We start from the raw sequence: 16,898 nt of genomic DNA, 5'->3' as shown, positions 1-16,898 counted from the left end.
GGTTTGTCATCCATTGGATGACATGTTACAACGGTTTCAGTGAGGCGCATTGGCAGCAACTGCCCGAACCTGCTGGAGGTGTTTTCCGATGTTGATGCGCACTGACCCCTTCCGTGAGCTGGACCGGCTGGCCCAGCAGCTGATGGGACCGGGCACCTGGTCCAGGCCGTCCCCGATGCCGATGGACGCGTACCGCGAGGGCGACCAGTACGTGGTGGCCTTCGACATCCCCGGCGTCAGCGCGGACGCGATCGACATCGACGTCGAGCGCAACATGCTGACCGTCAAGGCTGAGCGCCGGCCGGCGACGAAGTCCGGCGACGTGCAGATGGAACTGTCGGAACGGCCGCTTGGCGTCTTCTCCCGCCAGATCATGCTGGCCGACACGCTGGACACCGAGAACATCACGGCCGACTACGACGCAGGCGTGCTCACCCTGCGTATCCCGATCGCCGAGCGCGCCAAGCCCCGCAAGATCGCCATCGGCGTCGGATCGGGCCGCAAGGAGATCTCCGGCTGAGCCGGACCCGATGAGGGCTGACCAGCGGCGGAGGACGGGTATCTGATCCCCCCTCGCCCGTCCTCCGCACCCCCCGGGAACCGAGGAAGGGGGCGGCCGACGTGCCTGCGCGACGCGAAGCGTTTCTCGACCATGTGAAGGAACGCGGTACGCGGTGAATACGGCACCGCGCAGGAAGCCGACCACGCGGCCCGCGTGGCGCTCGCCCTGCTGGGCGGGCGCACACCTGGTCGGCGAGGTACGCGCTGACTGGCGACGCGTCTGCCGGAGGACTTCGCCCTGGTCCTGCTCAACCCGCTGCAGAGCGCCGAGCCGCTCTCACCTGAGCGGTTCGTGCGCGGCGGCCTGGATCGAGGGCGCGACCGAGTAGCCGCGCGGCCTGGGAGGTCGGCGCCGTCCTGTCCATGGTCGCCGACGCCGCCAGTGAGGCCTCCTCCAGGAGATCCTGCTCCAGCTCACCGCAGGCTACGACCTCCTCTTCGGCCACCCCAGTCCACCTGACACCCACCCCCGGTGACCGCACACCGGCCACCACGACCTGGTGACAGAAAGGCAACCACCGCAGTCATGTCCGACCACAGCGCACCGCGCCAGCACTCCTACGGGAGGGCGTACGAGCACATGCTGGAAAAGGTCCGCTACGAAGGCGCCTACCCCACCCGCGACAAGGCCGAGGAAGCCGTCCGCCTCGTCCTTTCGGGTCTGGGACGCCAGCTGACCGGCGACGAACGCGTCGAACTGGCCGCCCGCCTCCCCTTCGAAGCCGCACGCATCCTCACCGCCCAGATCCCCGACACCCAACCGCTGGGCGGCTGGGCCTTCGTCAAGGACCTCGCCGCCCGCACCGGCGCCTCCCTGGCCACCACCCGCTGGGACACCGGATCCGTCTTCTCCGCCGTCGCCGCCTACGCCGGCCCCGACCTGCTGACCCGCATCCTGCAACAGCTTCCCTCCGGCTACGCGCTGCTGTTCGGCCGCGCCGAACTCACCCCCGTCGCGTAGGTGGCCCCGTGCAGGGCGTGTACGGAACTTTGTGTAAGTCCTGGGCCATCACTTGGTGTTGAGCCGGTCCTCGAAGAAGAGTGAGAACTGGTTCAGTGCCTTCTTCCAGTGTGCCGCGACGTGGTTGACATCGCGCGCTCTGGGGGTGATCTGCTCGCGGACGGCGAGGTAGAGCACCTTCAACGCGGCCTGTTCCGAGGGGAAGTGCCCACGATTGCGAGTGGCTTTCCGCAGCCGTGCGTTGATCGACTCGATCAGGTTGGTCGAGTAGACGACCTTCCTTATCTCCGGCGGGAAGGCGAGGTAGGGGGTGAATTCGCTCCACGCGGCGTGCCAGGTCCGCACGATCGCGGGATACCGCTGGCCCAGCTCGCCTGCGGCGAAGTCGGCGAGGGCCTGCTCGGCGGTCTGCTCGGTGGGGGCGGTGTAGATGGCCTTCAACTCCGTGACCAGCCTGGTGTGGTGCTGCTTGGAGGCGAACCTCAGCGAGGCGCGGATCAAGTGGATCACACATGTCTGAACGGTGGCCTTGGGCCAGGTCGCGGTGACCGCGTCGGGCAGGCCTTTCAGTCCGTCGCAGGCGACGATGCACACGTCCTCGACCCCGCGGTTGCGGAGCTCGGACAGCACGGTCATCCAGGTCGTGGCGCCTTCGCCCTCGTCGCCGACCCACAGGCCGAGCACGTCCTTGCAGCCGTCCATGTCCACCCCGACGGCGAGATAGACCGGTCGGGAGGACACGGACCCGGAGCGGATCTTCACCCACAGCGCGTCGATGTAGATGATCGGCCAGACGGCGTCCAGCGGTCTGTTCTGCCATGCGTCGAGCTCGTCGGTGACGGCCTCGGTGACTTTGCTGATCAGGTCCGGTGAGACCTGGACGCCGTACATGCCGGCCAGGTGCGAGCGGATGTCGCGCACCGACATGCCGCGCGCATACAGGGACAGGACCCGCTCGTTGAACCCTGCAAGTCGCCTGGCGTGCTTGGGCACCAGCTGCGGTTCGAAGGACCCGTCACGGTCCCTGGGAACGGCCAGCGTGACCGCCCCGGCATCGGTCAGCACCGTCTTCAGAGATGTTCCGTTGCGGCTGTTGCCCGAGCCGCGGCCCGCGGGATCGTGCTTCTCGTATCCGAGGTGGTCGGTCATCTCCGCGTCGAGGGCCCGTTCCAGCACGGCCCGGGTCACCGCCGTCAGCAGGCCGCCTTCGCCCAGCAGGGCAGCACCCGAGGCGTCGGCGCGGTCCAGCAGGCGCTCGACGACCTCATCGACGAGCTTGTCCTCGACCGGTTCGACGGCCGGGATCTCGTTGTCGTTCATGTCCGTCCGTCCCGGCTGGCCGAAGGCCCAGGTCAGAGCCCTGACCAGCCTGTCACATCACGGACTTACACGATCTTTCAGACACGCTCCCCGTGCACGCTCGGGCACGCTTGGCCAGGCGCTTCAGTGCGAGCTCGTCGGCAGCGGCAGGGGTGGTCGATCGGCGCCGGGTCGGCTGGTAACCAGGCGCCGTATCAGCTCGGTGGCGGTCAGCGAGTGCAGTGCTTCGCGGACCGCAGCGGGCGCGGTGATAATCAGCGATTTGATCTGCTTGATGGTCTGGGTGCGGGCCTTGATGGCGCTGGCACGTACGACGCGCAGTGCGCGGATCGCCTCGACCGTGCCGGGGTCGGATTTGCCCGCGGCTCGACGAACTCGACGATCGGGTCGGTCCCTCAAACACGGTGATCTGGTTGGCACGCAGGTACGGGGCGAGTTCGGCGCCGAAGGATCCGGTGCCCTTCATACGCACCGTCAGTGCGTGGCCGTGCGACCGCAGCCATGCCAGCAGGCTTCGATAGCCTTCAGGTGTCGCAGGAAACGCCTCGGTGGCCAGGTACCGGCCGATGGTGTCGATGACGGCGGCCTGGTGGACGTCGGTGTGGGCTCGCGCGCACCGGCTCGGCGGACGGACACGACTGTGATGGGACCGCCTCGGTCAAGCTCGTGAGGTCACGATCGCCGAGTCGGCACGCGCAATGGCACCGCTCGTCATAGTCCCGTTCCGCACTTTGACGTGGCTGGTCCTGCTGGCGAGCTGACCTGCGGCAACGGGTGGAATCGCTTGATGCGGAGCCGAGTCGGTCCGCACCTGGTCCGGCTCTTGGTTTGGTGTCGGCGGAGGCGATTACTGCGGCACCACATGGCACATGTCGTAGAGACCGTCCACGGGCGTCCAGTTGGTCCTAGGTGAGCGCGTAAGTTCAGGTCAGGGCCTTGTGACGTGAGGGCGTCCGTGGGGTTGGTGACACGCCTGTGATCGCTCGTGACACGTGAGGACCCCCGTCGGCTTGCGTCGACGGGGGTCCAGGGTAGACGGGGATCTGATACGACGACGCTCAGCCAGGCTTGCTCCGGGGGGCGTCGTCGTGCAGTTGGTCAAGACGGATTGAGGCTTGCGAGGGAGGCCCCGTTGTACTCCGGCGCGCCGATCTCAAGTACGCGGAGGAGCGAGGCGGTGACGACGAGGGCGGTGTGCCTATCGGCAGGACGGGGCATGGGAATCCCCACAGCGAACACGGTCGTGGCTCTTCGATCGCGACAAGCCGAACGCCTGGCTCGCGCACGCGCTCGTCGGGGTGTTCAGCGACCGGGTTCCCGCCGGAACGCCTGGTCGATGTTGTCCTCGACCCACGAGCGGAGCGCGTTGAGAGGGAGCGCGGCGCTCTGGCCGAGGGGGGTGAGGGTGTACTCGACGTGCAGGGGGACGGCGGGGTAGATCGTGCGGTCGAGGATGCCGAAGTCCTCCAGGCGGCGCAGCGTCTGGGTGAGCACCTTGGGGCTGACGCCCTGGAGCCTGCGCTGGAGCTCACCGAAGCGCTGCGGCCCGTCCTCTAGGGCACCGATGGCCAGCGCGGACCACTTGTTGGCGAGCAGGTCGAGCAAGGCGCGACACGGGCACTGTGCGGCGTAGACGTCGTGGTGGGCGTGCTGGCCGCTGGGGCAGGTGGTCGTCATGCTTCCCTCTCCTCACCAGGTCACTTCCCAATGGGAAGTACTGGACCTTGAAGGTAACTATATCCGCGGGGATAGCGTCGTCGACGTCCACGGGAGGGCCGCAAAGGCCTTCCACAGAGTGCCCTTTTCAGGAGATGACGCATGTCCGCAGACACGATGCGCGCGGTGGTCCAGGACGGTTTCGGCGGTCCGGAGGTGCTGCGGATCCAGCAGGTGCCGCGCCCGGTGCCGCTGCCCACCGAGGTGCTGGTGCGGGTGCACGCCGCCGGGATCAACCCGGTGGACTGGAAGACCCGGGGTGGCACCGGCATGGCCGGAGTGCTGGGTGAGCCGCCGTTCACCCTGGGCTGGGATGTGTCCGGGGTGGTGGAGGAGGTCGGCTTCGGTGTGACCACGTTGAAGGCCGGCGACGAGGTGTACGGCATGCCGTGGTTCCCGCGCGTCGCGAACGCCTACGCCGAGTACGTGACCGCCCCGGCCCGCCAGTTCTCCCGCAAGCCCGCCACCCTCGACCACGTGCACGCCGCCGCCGTACCGCTCGCGGCGCTGACCGCCTGGCAGGCCGTGGTCGACACCGCCCACGTGCGGGCCGGCCAGCGCGTCCTCGTCACCGCCGCCGCCGGCGGGGTCGGCCACTTCGCGGTCCAGTTCGCCCGGCACCTGGGCGCCCACGTGATCGCCACCGCCGGCGCCGCCCGCCACCCCTGGCTCAAGGAACTCGGCGCCACCGAGACCATCGACTACACCACCGCCCGCTTCGAGGACGCCACCGCCGACGTCGACGTCGTCATCGACCTGGTGGGCGACGCCCACGACCGGACCAGCACCCGCTCGCTGAAGGTCCTGCGCCCCGGCGGTCTGCTGGTCGCGATCCCGGCCGGCGTCTCCCCGGAGCTGGCCGAGGCCGCTGCGGCGGCCGGTGTGCGGGTGACTCCCTTCCTGGTCGAGCCGGACGGTGCCGCGCTGACGACGATCGCCGACCTGATCGATGCGGGCCATGTGGCCGTCGAGGTGGAGGACACCTTTCCGCTGGAGCAGGCCGGTGCGGCCCACGCCCGTGGCGAGGCCGGCCGCACCCGCGGCAAGCTCGTCCTCACTGTCACCAACTGACCATCCCCGCAGGCAGTTTGGAGTATCAGCATGTACTACGAGATCCGCCGCTACCAGGCGCAGCCCGGACGCCGCGAGGAATGGGTGCGCTACATGGAGGACGTGGTCATCCCGTTCCAGACCTCGCTGGGCATGGACGTGACCGCCTCCTTCGTCGACGACCAGGACCAGGACGGCTACGTGTGGATCCGCCGGTTCGAGGACGAGGCCCAGAGCGAAGCCCTGTACGCGGCGGTCTACGACCACGACCGGTGGAAGGGCGAGATCGGACCGGTCGTGTACGGCCTGCTGATTCCGGAGAAGACCGTCGTCACCCGCGTGGTCCCCACCCCCGCCTCACCATTGCGCTGACCCCGCCGCGAAGGCACCGACCGCCACTGCCCCACCTCACGACACAGCCACAAAGGGAACCGTTCATGAACACCGATACGCTCGAAAAGTCCAGCCCCGCCTCCTCGATCACCCAGGCCGCCGCCGGCGCACTTGTCGCGGCGGTGCACGTGGCTGCCGCCCGGATCGGCTTCACGGCTGCCGTAGCCGTCACCGACCCGGGCGGGCACCTCAAGGCGTTCGACCGCGCCGACGGCGTGCCCTTCCTCGCCGCCGAGGTGGCCGTCGACAAAGCCTGGACCGCGGCCTCCTTCCACACTCCCACCCACGTGTGGAACGACTACCTCGCTGAGCCGCGGGTCGCGCCGCTGGCCGGCCACCCGCGCCTGATGGCGGTCGGCGGCGGCTACCCGATCACCGACAACGGTCGGTGCGTGGGAGGTCTCGGAATCTCCGGCGGCACCTATGAGCAGGACCAGCAGGCCGCCGTGGAAGCCCTGGCCGCCCTCGGGTTCGAGCTGCCCGCCCGCTGACCCCACGGTCTACTCGTCTCCGAGGTCATCCCGCTGCGGGCGGTCACCTTGGTTCTGCCGACCGGCGCCGGATTGCGGTTCGGCATGCCGGTCAGCCGGCGGACGAACCGCTTCTGGACCGGTTCCGCAGCGAACAAGCTCAGCGGCGGGATCCGGGCCCGGGGGATTGCCGCGTCGAAAGCCCGATGGGTACGGCGTGCGCCCCCTGTTCCTGAACTATGGACGCCGACGCCGACCGTGACCGGCTTCCGTTGCGCGGGAAGAGAATGAGCCTCTGGTGTTCAAGGAGATCCTCGACGGTTCGTCAGAGGGTGGGGAGAATCCCTCCGTCGACCGAAATGGTGATGCCGGTGAGGTAGGAGGCGCGGGGGGAAGCGAGGAAGGCGATCAGCTCTGCGGCTTCTTCGGGGCGTCCGGGGCGGCCGAGCGGGGCGGCGAGGCGCTGGTGGAACTCCTCGCGGATGGTGTCCAGGTCGCGGCCGGTGCGTTCTGCCGCCTGCCGCAGGCTTGCTTCCACGGCGTCGGTCTCGATGACTCCGGGCATGACCGCGGTGACGCGCACGCCGTGTGGGCCGCAGGCGAGTGCGAGGCTCTTGCTGTAAGCGTTGAGGGCGGCCTTGGCGGCGGCGTACGGAGCGCCGTTGGGCTGAGGGTAGCGGGCGGCGTTCGACGACACGTGGACGACTGCCCCATGGCCTTGTGCGGTCATGTGCGGGACGAGGACGCGGTCGAGACGGACGGCGGACAGCAGGTTGGCCCCGAGGTTGGCCAGCCAGTCCTCGTCGGTCGCAGCGAGGACGCCGTCCGGTACGTGGGTGTTGCGTCCGGCGTTGTCGACGAGCACGTCGACGCCGCCCAGCAGGTCGAGCGCTGCGGCTGCCGCCTGCTCGGCTCCGTCGGGGGTGTCGAGATCGGCGGTCACCACGTGCACTCGGGCGGGGACTTCTGCTCGGTTGCGGGCGATGGCGACCACGTGCGCTCCGGCCGTGACCAGACGGCGCACGGTGGCTGCGCCGATCCCGCGGGTTCCTCCGGTGACGACGGCGCGTGCGCCGTGCAGGCCCAGATCCGCGCTCGGATCGGGGTACAGGGTCGGACGGGTGGCAGACATGGCGCTCCTCGGGCGAACAGTGGCGTACGGAGGCGGAGGGACTTGCGGTCCCTCAATCGTTCACATGCATAATTCATTGAGGAACTTACACGATTGTGTGATGTAAAGTGAAAGGGTGACTTCGGCTACCTCCATCACCTCCGGCCCGGTGCTGCTCGGCGAGCACCGCAACAGCCCCGGCCTCATGCTCGCCCTTCTGGGGCACGAGGCCATGCGTCGCCTGAGGGATGCGCACACCGCCCATGGCCTCGCGCCGCGGCAGTTCCACATCCTCGGGCTGCTCCACGATCGCGGCCCGCTGGCGCAGACCGACCTGGCCGCCGAGACGGATACCGCGGCCAGCGTGCTCGTCACGCAGCTCAACCCTCTGGAGGCCGAGGGGCTGGTGACGCGCACGCGTGACCCTCGCGATCGGCGCCGCCACCTGGTCGTGCTGACGGAGGCGGGACAGCAGCGGCTGCGGGACGCGGCAGCCGCGCAGCAGGAGGTGGAAGACGACCTGTTCCGCTCGCTGACTGACACCCAGCGCTCGCGGCTGACACAACTCCTTGTCCTGGTGCGCGACGACCTGACCGACGGCAACGAGCGCTGCGGCACCCCGACCTCCCTCGACAGGAAGACGCCGTGATGCCGTGAATGGGCTGGACCAGGCGCCGAAGCGTCCTCCGGCCCGGACGGCGACGGGCGCCCTGCTCGGTCGCTCCACACGCGGGTCCGCCTCGCGCGACAGCTTCCGCTCAGGCTCCGTTCGCCTCCGCCTGTCTGCGCGTCGAGAGGGCGGAGACGCGGTCCATTCCGCGGTCAGTCCAACCGGCGCCCTCTGCCTCGGCGGCTACAACGTGAGGGCGAAGCTGCCCAGCAAGGTCAGGGACTGTCGGCGGCGGTGCCGGGCTCGGCTCGGTAGACGACAAGGTGCTGGCCGGGGCGCTGTTGACGGAGAAGGTCTCGAAGCCCAGAGTGAGGTCGCCGATCAGCGGGTGGCGAAAACGCTTGGTCGAGGCCGTCTTGGCCCGTACCTCGTGGCGTGCCCACATGCGGGCGAAGTCGGGACTTCGCCCGCAAGTTCACCTACCAGCTCCTGCAGTCGCTGATCGTCCGGGTCGGGGTTGGCGGACCGCAGCGCAGCCACGCACCCCTGCGCGACGTCGGCCCAGTCACAGTAGAAGCCCTGGGCGGCCGGGTTGAGGAACATCGCTGTGATCAGACTGGTCTCGCTGTCGAGCCAGGTAAACGCAGCTGGTGTCTTTGCTGGACGCCTGGGTCGACACGCCGGCCCTGGTCTACGGCAGGTACATTGACCTGCCCGCGCTGTGGCGGATCGACCAGCGTACGCAGGTAGGCGGATTCCTCGCCCTTCAGCAACAGGGCTGCCGCCAAGGCCCGCAGGACCTGGGACGACGGATTGCGTTCGTGTCCTTGTTCCAGCCGCACGTGGTAGTCCGTGCTCACCCCGGCGAGCAGCGCGATCTCCTCGCGTCGCAGACCGGGAGTACGGCGCGTCCCCGCGGGCATCCCGTGGTCCTCGGGGCGCACCAGTGCGCGCCGGGACCGCAGGAACTCACTCAGCGGCTTCGCCTGCATGTCGACCAACGTACGAGCCCGCACCGCGAAGAGGGTGGCCCTGAGGCACCCACCCGGATGGCCAGATCAACAGATGTCGGAGGCCGAGCCGGCGCACAACGCCGGTCTCGGCGTCAGCCGAGTCCAGCCGCCGCCGGCGGGACTACGTCATGAACGGCTGATCCGCCGCGCGTGCGGGGCTGAAATGTGCCACGCCTCTTCGGAGATCAGTGTGCGGGTGAGTGTGCCGTGGGCCGGACGGGCGGGTGTCAGGTGGTGATGGTGGCGACGGGGTCGAGGCCGTAGGTGTGGGCGTAGCCGTTCTCGGTGCCGACGAGCAGGTCGACGACCTCGAAGTAGCGGTCCCAGAACGGGGTCTCGCGCAACGCGTCGACGAGGAGCTGGTAGGCGTGGTGGTCGTCTGCCTCCCAGACCCAGACGTCGGTGACGCGCGCGGAGTAGAACTCCGTGTCGTAGAAGCGTGACCGAACACCGGTGGTCTTGGCCTTGATTGCGGGGAGGACCTGGGTGGTGAAGGCGTCCACACGTTCCTGGACGGTCAGGGCGAGCCACTCGGGTGTGGTCTTGACGAGCATGAACGCGGTGACCGGCGGTTCGGTCTTCTCAGTGGACATGATGAGTGCCTCCGGGGTGGCAGGGGGTCTCGGTACGGTGGGCGCCATGTGCTGCGGCGACGGCTGTTGGGCCTTCAGGAGAGGACGGCGGGCTTGAGGGTCCGGGCGCACCACTGCTCGAAGGTGGTGGGGGAGGCGGTGTCCGGGGTGCGGGCGACGCCAGCGTCGAGGCCGTCGTCCTTGGCCCGCTTCATGTCGGTGATGCCCCGGACGAATGCCTCGTTGAGGCCGTAGCCGACGAGGGTGGTGTGCAGATCGTCGAGCGGCTGGCGTTCGTAGCGCACGGGGCGGCCGAGCTGCTCGGTCATGATGCGGGCCAGGTCGTTGGGGGACAGGTCCTGCGGCCCGAGGACCGGGACGCTGTCGGTGCCGGTCCAGGAGCGGTCCAGCAGCAGGCCGGCGGCCACGGCGGCGATGTCGGCGACGGCCACGAGGGGCGCCTTGCGGTCGGCGTCGACGGTGTCGGCGAAGACGCCCTTCTCGCGGATCGAGTCGGCCTCCTCCAGGAGGTTCTCGAAGAAGGACGGGTTGGCCAGGGCCCGGTAGGCGACGCCTGTGCCCGCGATCAGGTCGTCCATGGCAAGGGAGGCGGTGACGAGCCCGGCGTGGTCGGCGACCGGGGTACCGCGGCCGAGCGCGGAGACGCCGACCACATGTCCGACGCCGTGGGAGGCGAGTGCCTTGGCGGCGGGGCGGGTGAAGCCGCAGTAGGCGTCCTCCGGGGTCAGGGAGGCGTCCGGGGGGACGAGCCAGAAGACCGCGTCCGCGCCTTCGAAGGCCCGGTCGACGACCTGGGCGTCGCCGTGCGAGCCGGTGATCACTTCGACGTGTTCGCGTACCGCGTCGGGGAGCCGGGCGGGGTCACGCACGACCACGCGCAGTTCCTCGCCGGCGGCGGGGGCGGACTCAAGGACCAGCGGAAGCAGGTGGCGGCTGATGTTCCCGGTGGGGCCAGTGATGACGATCATGAAGACCTCGTGGATGGTGTCGGGTCGGTACGCCCCTCATCCTGCGGAGATCAAGGGTGTTGCCACAATGGGAACTTCAGCATGGAATCATTGCCTGAAACGGAATTACGCTGGTGAACAACCCTGACCCGGTTATCGATGCCCAACTCGCCGTCGCATTGGACGCTTTGCTGTCCGAGCAGAGCGTCACCCGCGCCGCCGCCCGCCTGCACACCTCCCCCGCCGCCATGAGCCGCACCCTTGCCCGTCTCCGCCGCGTCCTCCAAGACCCGCTCCTGGTGCGGGCCGGACAGAGCATGGTCCCCACCCCGCGCGCCCAGGCCCTGCGCGACGAAGCCGCCGCAGTGGTGCGCCGCCTCGGAGCACTGCTCACCCCCGGCACTGGCATCGACCCTGCCGCCCTGCACACCACCTTCTCCCTCCAGAGCGCCGACCTGGTCGGCGCGGTACTGGCCCCCGGACTGCTGCAGCTGGCCCGGCAGGAGGCGCCGGGGGTTTCCCTGCGGTTCCGGGCCGAGGAGTTGGAGGCCGGACCGGCACTGCGCGACGGCCGCATCGACCTGGAAGTCGGATCCATCGACCACGTCGACCCTGAAACCCAGGTCGAGGAACTGCTCACCCTCCGGATGGTGGCGGCTGTCCGGCCCGGCCACCCCCTCACCGAAGGAACCCTGACCCCGGCTCGGTTCGCCGCTGCCGAACACGTCGCGGTCAGCCGCCGCGGCCGGTTCACCGGCCCCCTCGACACCGCCTTGTCCGAGCGCAACCTCAGTCGGCGGGTCAGTGCCGTCCTCCCCAGCCACTTGGCCGCGATGACCCTCGCCGCCCGCAGCGATGTCATCTGCCTCGTCCCTGCCGCGCTCCCCGGCGCCGCACCCTCGCCCCTCACCGATGCCGCCACGGCCCTTGGCCTGCACCTCCTCGACATCCCCCTGCCACTGCCGCCCCTGACCATCGGCATGGCCTGGCACCCCCGCCATGCCGCCGACGGAGCCCACCACTGGCTCCGCAACGCCGTCCGCCGCACCGTTCGCGCACCCGGGAACTCGCCCCCCTGACGTGCCTAAAGCCCCCCTTGGCTGCGGGCGGCCGCGACCGGGCAGCAGCAAAGACCCTGGCGAGGCCGTCGGCGTCATCACACCGGCACGAGCAGAAGATTGCCCGGCCGATACGCCGCACACTCGAGCCACCGGCCACCATGGTCGGTACGACAACGGCATCCTTTCCGGCACGGTGACCCAAAGCCGGCTGGGCAGGGACGCCGGCCTTTCGTGGCCCGAGCGGCACATGCCGGCCCGGGGCCGCGGGGCCGGGCAGTGGATCGTGCCCCAGTCGCTGCGGGAGACCAGCGCCGTTCGCGCATCCGGACGGGCGGCAGCGGCGGCTGATGACCGGGGCCGAGGCCCGGATCCCTGGGCACACGGCCGCGGCTCTGGGGCTGGACGAAGACGGGATCCTCGCAGAGGGAGTCTGGTGGGTTCACCGGCTTCCGGCCGCCTGGTCCGTGCTTTCTCAGCCACCGTCGACCTGTGGCTGGTGTGGTGGGGAGCTGGCACAGCGGGTGCGGACGTCACCGGATGCGGTGGGTGGCTGATCATGCGGGAACCGTGTCGTGCGGCCCCCGCGTCTTGCCGGGGGATGCGTTGAAGACGTAGGGGTGTCCGTGGGCGAGGTGTGCGGAATTGGTCTCCATCCGACCGGGAAGTGGTCCACTGCCGTACTGGCCGCCGAGCGGGGTGCCCGTGCCCCCTTCCCCTGATCCGGCCGGCCCGGCACAGTTCCGGGACTGGCTCTCGCTGTTCGGACTCCTCGGCCGCCTGCCCGGCGGCGTGGTGCTCGTGCTGTCGCCGTTTCTGCTGCTGTTCTCTCCCTTGATGGGGCTGTACTGCCTCGCACGCAGCGCCCGCAGTGTCGCCTGGCGCCTCTTCCTTCGTGGCCCAGGCTCCGTCCCCGTGCGCGATCCGGACGTGGCACGCGTCAAGAGGCTCCGCACGTGCGCGGCGATCGGGGTGTCACTCGCGGATGTCGTGGCCTTCGGCTCCGTGCGGGACATAGGCGAGTCGCTCTCGGATCGCTGGAGCGCGCTCCTCACCACACCGTGGCTGCTCGTCGTGAGTGCGCCGGTCGTCTTCATGGCCTTCGTCTGGTGTGCGCCTTCCAGCCGCCGCCGGACGATGTGGGCTGCACTGCGTGGATCGTTGCGCCAACTCGGCTTGTTCGTCAGCACGTTGTTGCTCATCGTCGTACTGGTCGTTTGCTGGAGCGTGGCCGATCCGTCGCGGCTGGGCGGCTCTGCGGGTACGTGGCTGTCCCTCGCGTTCCTGGCGGGAGTCATGTGGTCGGTGTTCTTGTTCCTGTTCGCCTCGGCCGCCGTCGCACGAACCGGCTTCGGCGCGGCCGCGGTTCACCCCGCGGCCCCGCCTGTGCTGGCCACCTTCCTGGTCTGGACGTTCGCGGCCACAGCGAAACTGCCCAGCGGACCGACGCCGATCGCCTATGCGCTGTTCATCGGCGGTCCGGCCACGGTGACGGCGATCGCATGGTGGGAGATCCACCGATTGCGCACCCGGTTCGGGGTGAGACTGAGGGGCGGCTGAAGCCTCGCCTGAGCAGAACGTCGCCGGAGGGTGAGGACAACTCCGGCCGTCCTCGTCGGTCACCTTCAACTCGCCCAACTGCCCCATTGCCACCGTCTGGCAACGTGGCATACGGGCCGGGCTGGGGCGTGTCCATGGCGTGGACGCGGAGCAGGAACGCGACTGTTTCGGTTCCGGTTGTGGGGTGATCTGGGGTTCGGGTTCGGTTGGCCTGGTGGTGAAGAGCCCGGACTCCAGACCAGGCACGCCTCCAGCCTTCGGCCGGAAGGTGCGCCGCCTTGCGATGCACGCATGGATGGCGTGCCCCCGCTGGGGCTGGAGGAGTCGCGCTGATCCGGCCTGGTCCGTGAGAGAAGGGCGCCGAGTGGGTCCGGCGGGTGGGCTCACCGAGCGCGCTCAGCGGCACAGGGTGCGCATGGCGGTGAGGCAGTCCGCGGCCCGGCGCTGCGGGTCGGTGTCGGTGCTGGCCCAGGTGATCCGGGCGTCCGGTCGGATCAGAACCGCGGTGACGTTCCGCCAGATCGGGTCCGTCGCTGCGGTGTTGACGGTGACTGCCCGCTGTTCCAGACCGTCTGCGGTACACGGCGTCCGCGTCCCGCCGAGGTCCAGTAGCAGCGGCCGGCCGTGGTGCATCAACGGGTGGGCCGTGGGTGCGTCGGCCGTGTCCAGGGCGAGGCCGGCCAGTCGAGTGCCGTCCAGCGGGTGTGCGCCGGGTGCGGTGTCGGCGGGGAGCGGGTCGTCGAAGCCGGCGATCCGGCGGGCCCACTGGCGGTTGGTCTGCGGTTCGGCCAGCGCGGTGGACCAGACCTCGCGCAGCGCGATCTGCTCCGGGCTCGCCGCGGCGAACAGGGCGAGCTGGGCACGGGTGTTGTCGATGACGGCGCGGGCGGCCGGCCGGCGTTCCGTGTCGTAGCTGTCGAGCAGTCCGTCGGGCGCCCGGCCCTGGAGGGTGGCGGCCAGTTTCCAGCCCAGGTTGGTGGCGTCCTGGATGCCGAGGTTCATGCCCTGGCCACCGGCCGGGAAGAACATGTGCGCCGCGTCCCCGGCCACCAGCACCCGTCCGGCCCGGTACCGCGCGGCCTGGCGGGTGGCGTTGCCGTAGCGCGACAGCCAGCGGGGGTTGCGGATGCCCAGATCCCGTCCCAGTAGCGTGCGGGTCTGCTCGCGCACCTCCGCCAGGGTCAGCGGTTCGCCGGTGCCATGGTGCATGGTGGCCGTGGAGAGGCCCGCCAGCCGGTGGACGCCGTCGCCGATCGGGGCCGCCAGGAACGAACCGGCCGGCCTGGTGGCGGCGAGCGGCGCGCTGGGCGGGTCGTCGAGTTCGACGTCGGCGAGCCATCCGGTCAGCGTGGTGTCCTGCCCGGGGAAGTCGATGCCGGCCGCTTGGCGCACCGCGCTGCGCGTGCCGTCGCAGCCCACCACCCAGCGGGCCCGCACGGTCCGGTGGGTGCCGCGGGCCCGAATCACCGCCTCGACGGCGTCCGGGCCCTGGGTGAGCGAGACGACCTCCTCTCCGCGCAGCACCCGGGCGCCCACGGCAACCGCGTGCTCCTCCAGGAGCTGTTCGGTGACGGACTGACCGAGCGCCAGCATGAACGGGTGCGCCGCTCCGACTGTGGAGAAGTCCAGCCGGGTGGTCGCCGCACCGAAGTGGCCGGTCGGCACCGGGGTACCGCGTTCGATGAACCGCTCCGCGAGTCCGCGGGTGGCGAAGGTGTCCAGCGTGCCGGCCTGCATGCCGACCGCGCGCGACCGTCCGTCCGGTGCCGCCCGGCGTTCCACGACGGTCACCTCCACCCCGTGCAGGCGCAACTCCGCGGCCAGCCAGAGCCCCACCGGGCCGGCCCCGGCGATGAGCACATCGATCATGACAACCACTTTCCCCTCACTCTTGTCCAATGGATAAGAATGAGAGTGCCCTAGAATTGTCCACTGGACAACAGGGGTGCGGAAGCCGACCGGAGAGGCGCATCGGATGGGCACGACACGGGGCGAGATCGTCGCCGCCACGCTGGCGGTCCTCGACGAGCACGGGCTGGACGGGGTGACCATGCGCGCCGTCGGGGCCCGGCTCGGCGTGCAGCACAACACCGTCCGCTGGCACGCCTCCAGCAAGGGCCGCCTGCTCGAACTGGCCTCCGACGAACTCCTCGCGCACTGTCTCGACGAGCCGCTGCCCGAGGCATTCCCCGACCGGCTCAGGGAACTGAGCCGCCGCTGCCGCGCGGCGCTGCTCTCCCACCGCGACGCCGCCAGGATGGTCGCGGGCGTTTTCGCGGCCGAGCCCCGCACGCTGCGCTTCGCAGACAGCGTGATCGCGACCCTGCTGGCGGCCGGCCACTCGCCGCGCACGGCCGCGTGGACCCACTGGTCGATCTTCTACCTGACCCTGGGCCTCGCCCAGGAACAGCAGGCCGCCCAGGAAACCGCACCGGCCCTCCTGCCGGACCAGGTCCCGGCCGACACCTACCCGGCCCTGGCCGCGGTCCTGCCGTACATCGGCCCTGACAACTTCGACCAGCGCTTCGAATTCGCCCTCGACCTGATCATCGCCGGCCTTCCCCGGGGCGAGGGGCCAGTCGGCTGGCGGTCGTGAAGAGGAGTTCCGCTGGACGGACGTCCGGCGGGTCTCGGTCAGCTCCAGCAGTCCCGCACAGGGCGGGGTACGGCGCCGTTTGCACGCCAGCCGGAGCGCGTAGCCGGTGGGCGCGCCCGGGTGTGCGACGGTGGAGTGTCCAGGCCCCACGAGCCGAGCGTGAAAAAACACGACCACAGTGAGTGCAGCGTGGCCATCCTGTGCGCCTGCCGGGCCGGTGGCTGCGGTCCCACCCGGATCGATGGAGCTCGTTCGACGCCGGGGTGCTGGTCGAACTGGAGGCCACCGGCACCTTCGGGGCCAGGCTCGCCCGCCACTCGCGCGAGTGGGGCGTGACGCCGCCGGAGCCCGTCACGGGACGGAATGAGTGTCTGGATGCCGCAGGCGATCAGTCCAGCACCGGGCTGACGAGGCGTTGGGCCGCTCACGTGGGGTTCACCACCAAGATCCACCTGACGAGTGACGGTGGATGCCGCCCGCTGTCCATACTGATCACCCCTCCACACCGCGGCGCCGAGGAAGAGCACGCTTCCGGTAAGCAGGCTGATGACCGTAGGCCGGAGGTGCTTCCGGGTGAACACCCTTGCGTTCTCGGGGTGTTCGGGCGGATAGACGACCGGCACCTGGGTTCCAAGCTCCATCCCCATCCTCGTCCCCGTCGCCACGGGTGTGAATCTGACGGGTCGCCCCTGCCGGTCGGTGAACTCGATGACGGGTGTCGAATAATCGTCCGACGGCGCCAGATACTGGTCCACCACCAACCCCTCGGCGTGTACGCCGTACCGACGCAGCCGCGCTTGCAGCCGCGCCTCCCGCACACCGCCCCACAGACACAGCAGGCCCGCCAACACGGCCAGCGCGAAACCGGTCACTTCACCTGTTGTCATCTGTCCCCTGCTCTCCCTCGCCCAGCTCCACCCGGCACGGGCCGCGCACCAG

At 69.8% G+C, this 16,898-nt stretch carries 17 protein-coding genes and 3 pseudogenes; 10 read left to right on the top strand and 10 right to left on the bottom strand.

Translation table 11 applies throughout. The features are described 5' to 3' along the window. The first annotated feature begins 88 nt into the window (after positions 1-88). From AC4OXY_RS05340 to AC4OXY_RS05330, 3 genes and pseudogenes are all read left to right on the top strand, one after another. A complete protein-coding gene (locus tag AC4OXY_RS05340) occupies positions 89-520 on the top strand; it encodes an Hsp20/alpha crystallin family protein (protein ID WP_356033692.1) in 432 nt (143 codons plus the stop codon). Positions 521-621: 101 nt separating this feature from the next. Beyond that, positions 622-1,037, top strand: a pseudogene (locus AC4OXY_RS05335) (DUF2267 domain-containing protein). A gap of 50 nt (positions 1,038-1,087) precedes the next feature. Then, complete coding sequence (locus AC4OXY_RS05330) at positions 1,088-1,522, top strand: DUF2267 domain-containing protein (protein WP_491993286.1); 435 nt, start codon at positions 1,088-1,090, stop codon at positions 1,520-1,522. Positions 1,523-1,570: 48 nt separating this feature from the next. Here AC4OXY_RS05330 and AC4OXY_RS05325 read toward each other — a convergent pair whose 3' ends face one another. The 4 genes and pseudogenes from AC4OXY_RS05325 to AC4OXY_RS05310 all read right to left on the bottom strand — a co-directional run bounded on the left by AC4OXY_RS05325 (position 1,571) and on the right by AC4OXY_RS05310 (position 4,519). Further along, the gene (locus AC4OXY_RS05325; protein WP_491993285.1) at positions 1,571-2,842 is read right to left on the bottom strand and encodes an IS256 family transposase; all 1,272 of its coding nucleotides are present in this window, start codon (positions 2,840-2,842) and stop codon (positions 1,571-1,573) included. A 123-nt stretch (positions 2,843-2,965) separates the two neighbouring features. Then, complete coding sequence (locus AC4OXY_RS05320) at positions 2,966-3,241, bottom strand: hypothetical protein (RefSeq protein WP_491993284.1); 276 nt, start codon at positions 3,239-3,241, stop codon at positions 2,966-2,968. A gap of 13 nt (positions 3,242-3,254) precedes the next feature. Continuing rightward, a pseudogene (locus tag AC4OXY_RS05315) lies at positions 3,255-3,398 on the bottom strand (IS110 family transposase); the annotation flags it as partial. A gap of 746 nt (positions 3,399-4,144) precedes the next feature. Continuing rightward, on the bottom strand, positions 4,145-4,519 hold the full coding sequence (locus AC4OXY_RS05310) for a winged helix-turn-helix transcriptional regulator (RefSeq protein WP_356027904.1): 375 nt from the start codon (positions 4,517-4,519) through the stop codon (positions 4,145-4,147). 141 nt (positions 4,520-4,660) lie between these two features. Between AC4OXY_RS05310 and AC4OXY_RS05305 the strand changes: the two genes are divergently transcribed. The 3 genes from AC4OXY_RS05305 to AC4OXY_RS05295 all read left to right on the top strand — a co-directional run bounded on the left by AC4OXY_RS05305 (position 4,661) and on the right by AC4OXY_RS05295 (position 6,492). Continuing rightward, complete coding sequence (locus AC4OXY_RS05305) at positions 4,661-5,629, top strand: NADP-dependent oxidoreductase (protein ID WP_356027906.1); 969 nt, start codon at positions 4,661-4,663, stop codon at positions 5,627-5,629. Positions 5,630-5,659: 30 nt separating this feature from the next. Beyond that, positions 5,660-5,980 carry an NIPSNAP family protein gene (locus AC4OXY_RS05300; RefSeq protein ID WP_356027908.1) on the top strand — a complete coding sequence of 107 codons (321 nt, stop codon included), beginning with the start codon at positions 5,660-5,662 and terminating at the stop codon, positions 5,978-5,980. Positions 5,981-6,045: 65 nt separating this feature from the next. Continuing rightward, positions 6,046-6,492 (top strand): GlcG/HbpS family heme-binding protein, encoded by a 447-nt coding sequence (locus tag AC4OXY_RS05295; protein WP_362817310.1) that lies wholly within the window; start codon positions 6,046-6,048, stop codon positions 6,490-6,492. Between the two features lie 304 nt (positions 6,493-6,796). Here the strand turns inward: AC4OXY_RS05295 and AC4OXY_RS05290 are convergent, their stop codons facing one another. After that, on the bottom strand, positions 6,797-7,603 hold the full coding sequence (locus AC4OXY_RS05290; RefSeq protein ID WP_362817312.1) for an oxidoreductase: 807 nt from the start codon (positions 7,601-7,603) through the stop codon (positions 6,797-6,799). A 115-nt stretch (positions 7,604-7,718) separates the two neighbouring features. Here AC4OXY_RS05290 and AC4OXY_RS05285 point away from each other — a divergent pair, with 115 nt between their 5' ends. After that, a complete protein-coding gene (locus AC4OXY_RS05285) occupies positions 7,719-8,231 on the top strand; it encodes a MarR family winged helix-turn-helix transcriptional regulator (RefSeq protein WP_491993283.1) in 513 nt (170 codons plus the stop codon). A 109-nt stretch (positions 8,232-8,340) separates the two neighbouring features. On the opposite strand, the pseudogene AC4OXY_RS05280 reads toward AC4OXY_RS05285, so the two are convergent. The 4 genes and pseudogenes from AC4OXY_RS05280 to AC4OXY_RS05265 form a co-directional block, all read right to left on the bottom strand. Next, a pseudogene (locus AC4OXY_RS05280) lies at positions 8,341-8,795 on the bottom strand (MmyB family transcriptional regulator). An 8-nt stretch (positions 8,796-8,803) separates the two neighbouring features. Then, entirely contained in the window at positions 8,804-9,184 is a 381-nt protein-coding gene (locus AC4OXY_RS05275) for a hypothetical protein (RefSeq protein ID WP_491993282.1), read from the bottom strand. 248 nt (positions 9,185-9,432) lie between these two features. Further along, a complete protein-coding gene (locus AC4OXY_RS05270) occupies positions 9,433-9,798 on the bottom strand; it encodes a darcynin family protein (RefSeq protein ID WP_356027918.1) in 366 nt (121 codons plus the stop codon). A gap of 74 nt (positions 9,799-9,872) precedes the next feature. Continuing rightward, positions 9,873-10,766: an NAD(P)H-binding protein gene (locus AC4OXY_RS05265; RefSeq protein WP_491993281.1), complete on the bottom strand. Its 894-nt coding sequence runs from the start codon at positions 10,764-10,766 to the stop codon at positions 9,873-9,875. A 104-nt stretch (positions 10,767-10,870) separates the two neighbouring features. On the opposite strand from AC4OXY_RS05265, the gene AC4OXY_RS05260 reads away from it, so the two are divergent. Together AC4OXY_RS05260 and AC4OXY_RS05255 are read left to right on the top strand one after the other, a co-directional pair. Next, positions 10,871-11,824, top strand: coding sequence for a LysR family transcriptional regulator (locus tag AC4OXY_RS05260; protein ID WP_491994791.1), 954 nt, complete (start codon positions 10,871-10,873; stop codon positions 11,822-11,824). A gap of 771 nt (positions 11,825-12,595) precedes the next feature. Beyond that, positions 12,596-13,363, top strand: a complete 768-nt coding sequence (locus tag AC4OXY_RS05255; RefSeq protein WP_491993280.1) for a hypothetical protein — start codon at positions 12,596-12,598, stop codon at positions 13,361-13,363. A 396-nt stretch (positions 13,364-13,759) separates the two neighbouring features. Here AC4OXY_RS05255 and AC4OXY_RS05250 read toward each other — a convergent pair whose 3' ends face one another. Beyond that, positions 13,760-15,232 carry an FAD-dependent monooxygenase gene (locus AC4OXY_RS05250; protein WP_491993279.1) on the bottom strand — a complete coding sequence of 491 codons (1,473 nt, stop codon included), beginning with the start codon at positions 15,230-15,232 and terminating at the stop codon, positions 13,760-13,762. A gap of 106 nt (positions 15,233-15,338) precedes the next feature. On the opposite strand from AC4OXY_RS05250, the gene AC4OXY_RS05245 reads away from it, so the two are divergent. Beyond that, complete coding sequence (locus AC4OXY_RS05245) at positions 15,339-15,959, top strand: TetR/AcrR family transcriptional regulator C-terminal domain-containing protein (protein ID WP_491993278.1); 621 nt, start codon at positions 15,339-15,341, stop codon at positions 15,957-15,959. The last annotated feature ends 939 nt before the right edge of the window (positions 15,960-16,898 follow it).

The organism is Streptomyces sp. HUAS MG56 (assembly GCF_058673395.1).
The sequence above is the reverse complement of the archived record's forward strand: the minus strand, read 5'-3'. Positions and strand labels throughout refer to the sequence as shown.

Coding starts and splice junctions, on each gene's coding strand:
- AC4OXY_RS05340 (WP_356033692.1), top strand. CDS start 89: ATGTTGATGCGCACTGACCCCTTCCGTGAGCTGGACCGGCTGGCCCAG.
- AC4OXY_RS05330 (WP_491993286.1), top strand. CDS start 1,088: ATGTCCGACCACAGCGCACCGCGCCAGCACTCCTACGGGAGGGCGTAC.
- AC4OXY_RS05325 (WP_491993285.1), bottom strand. CDS start 2,842: ATGAACGACAACGAGATCCCGGCCGTCGAACCGGTCGAGGACAAGCTC.
- AC4OXY_RS05310 (WP_356027904.1), bottom strand. CDS start 4,519: ATGACGACCACCTGCCCCAGCGGCCAGCACGCCCACCACGACGTCTAC.
- AC4OXY_RS05305 (WP_356027906.1), top strand. CDS start 4,661: ATGTCCGCAGACACGATGCGCGCGGTGGTCCAGGACGGTTTCGGCGGT.
- AC4OXY_RS05300 (WP_356027908.1), top strand. CDS start 5,660: ATGTACTACGAGATCCGCCGCTACCAGGCGCAGCCCGGACGCCGCGAG.
- AC4OXY_RS05295 (WP_362817310.1), top strand. CDS start 6,046: ATGAACACCGATACGCTCGAAAAGTCCAGCCCCGCCTCCTCGATCACC.
- AC4OXY_RS05290 (WP_362817312.1), bottom strand. CDS start 7,603: ATGTCTGCCACCCGTCCGACCCTGTACCCCGATCCGAGCGCGGATCTG.
- AC4OXY_RS05275 (WP_491993282.1), bottom strand. CDS start 9,184: ATGCAGGCGAAGCCGCTGAGTGAGTTCCTGCGGTCCCGGCGCGCACTG.
- AC4OXY_RS05270 (WP_356027918.1), bottom strand. CDS start 9,798: ATGTCCACTGAGAAGACCGAACCGCCGGTCACCGCGTTCATGCTCGTC.
- AC4OXY_RS05265 (WP_491993281.1), bottom strand. CDS start 10,766: ATGATCGTCATCACTGGCCCCACCGGGAACATCAGCCGCCACCTGCTT.
- AC4OXY_RS05250 (WP_491993279.1), bottom strand. CDS start 15,232: ATGATCGATGTGCTCATCGCCGGGGCCGGCCCGGTGGGGCTCTGGCTG.
- AC4OXY_RS05245 (WP_491993278.1), top strand. CDS start 15,339: ATGGGCACGACACGGGGCGAGATCGTCGCCGCCACGCTGGCGGTCCTC.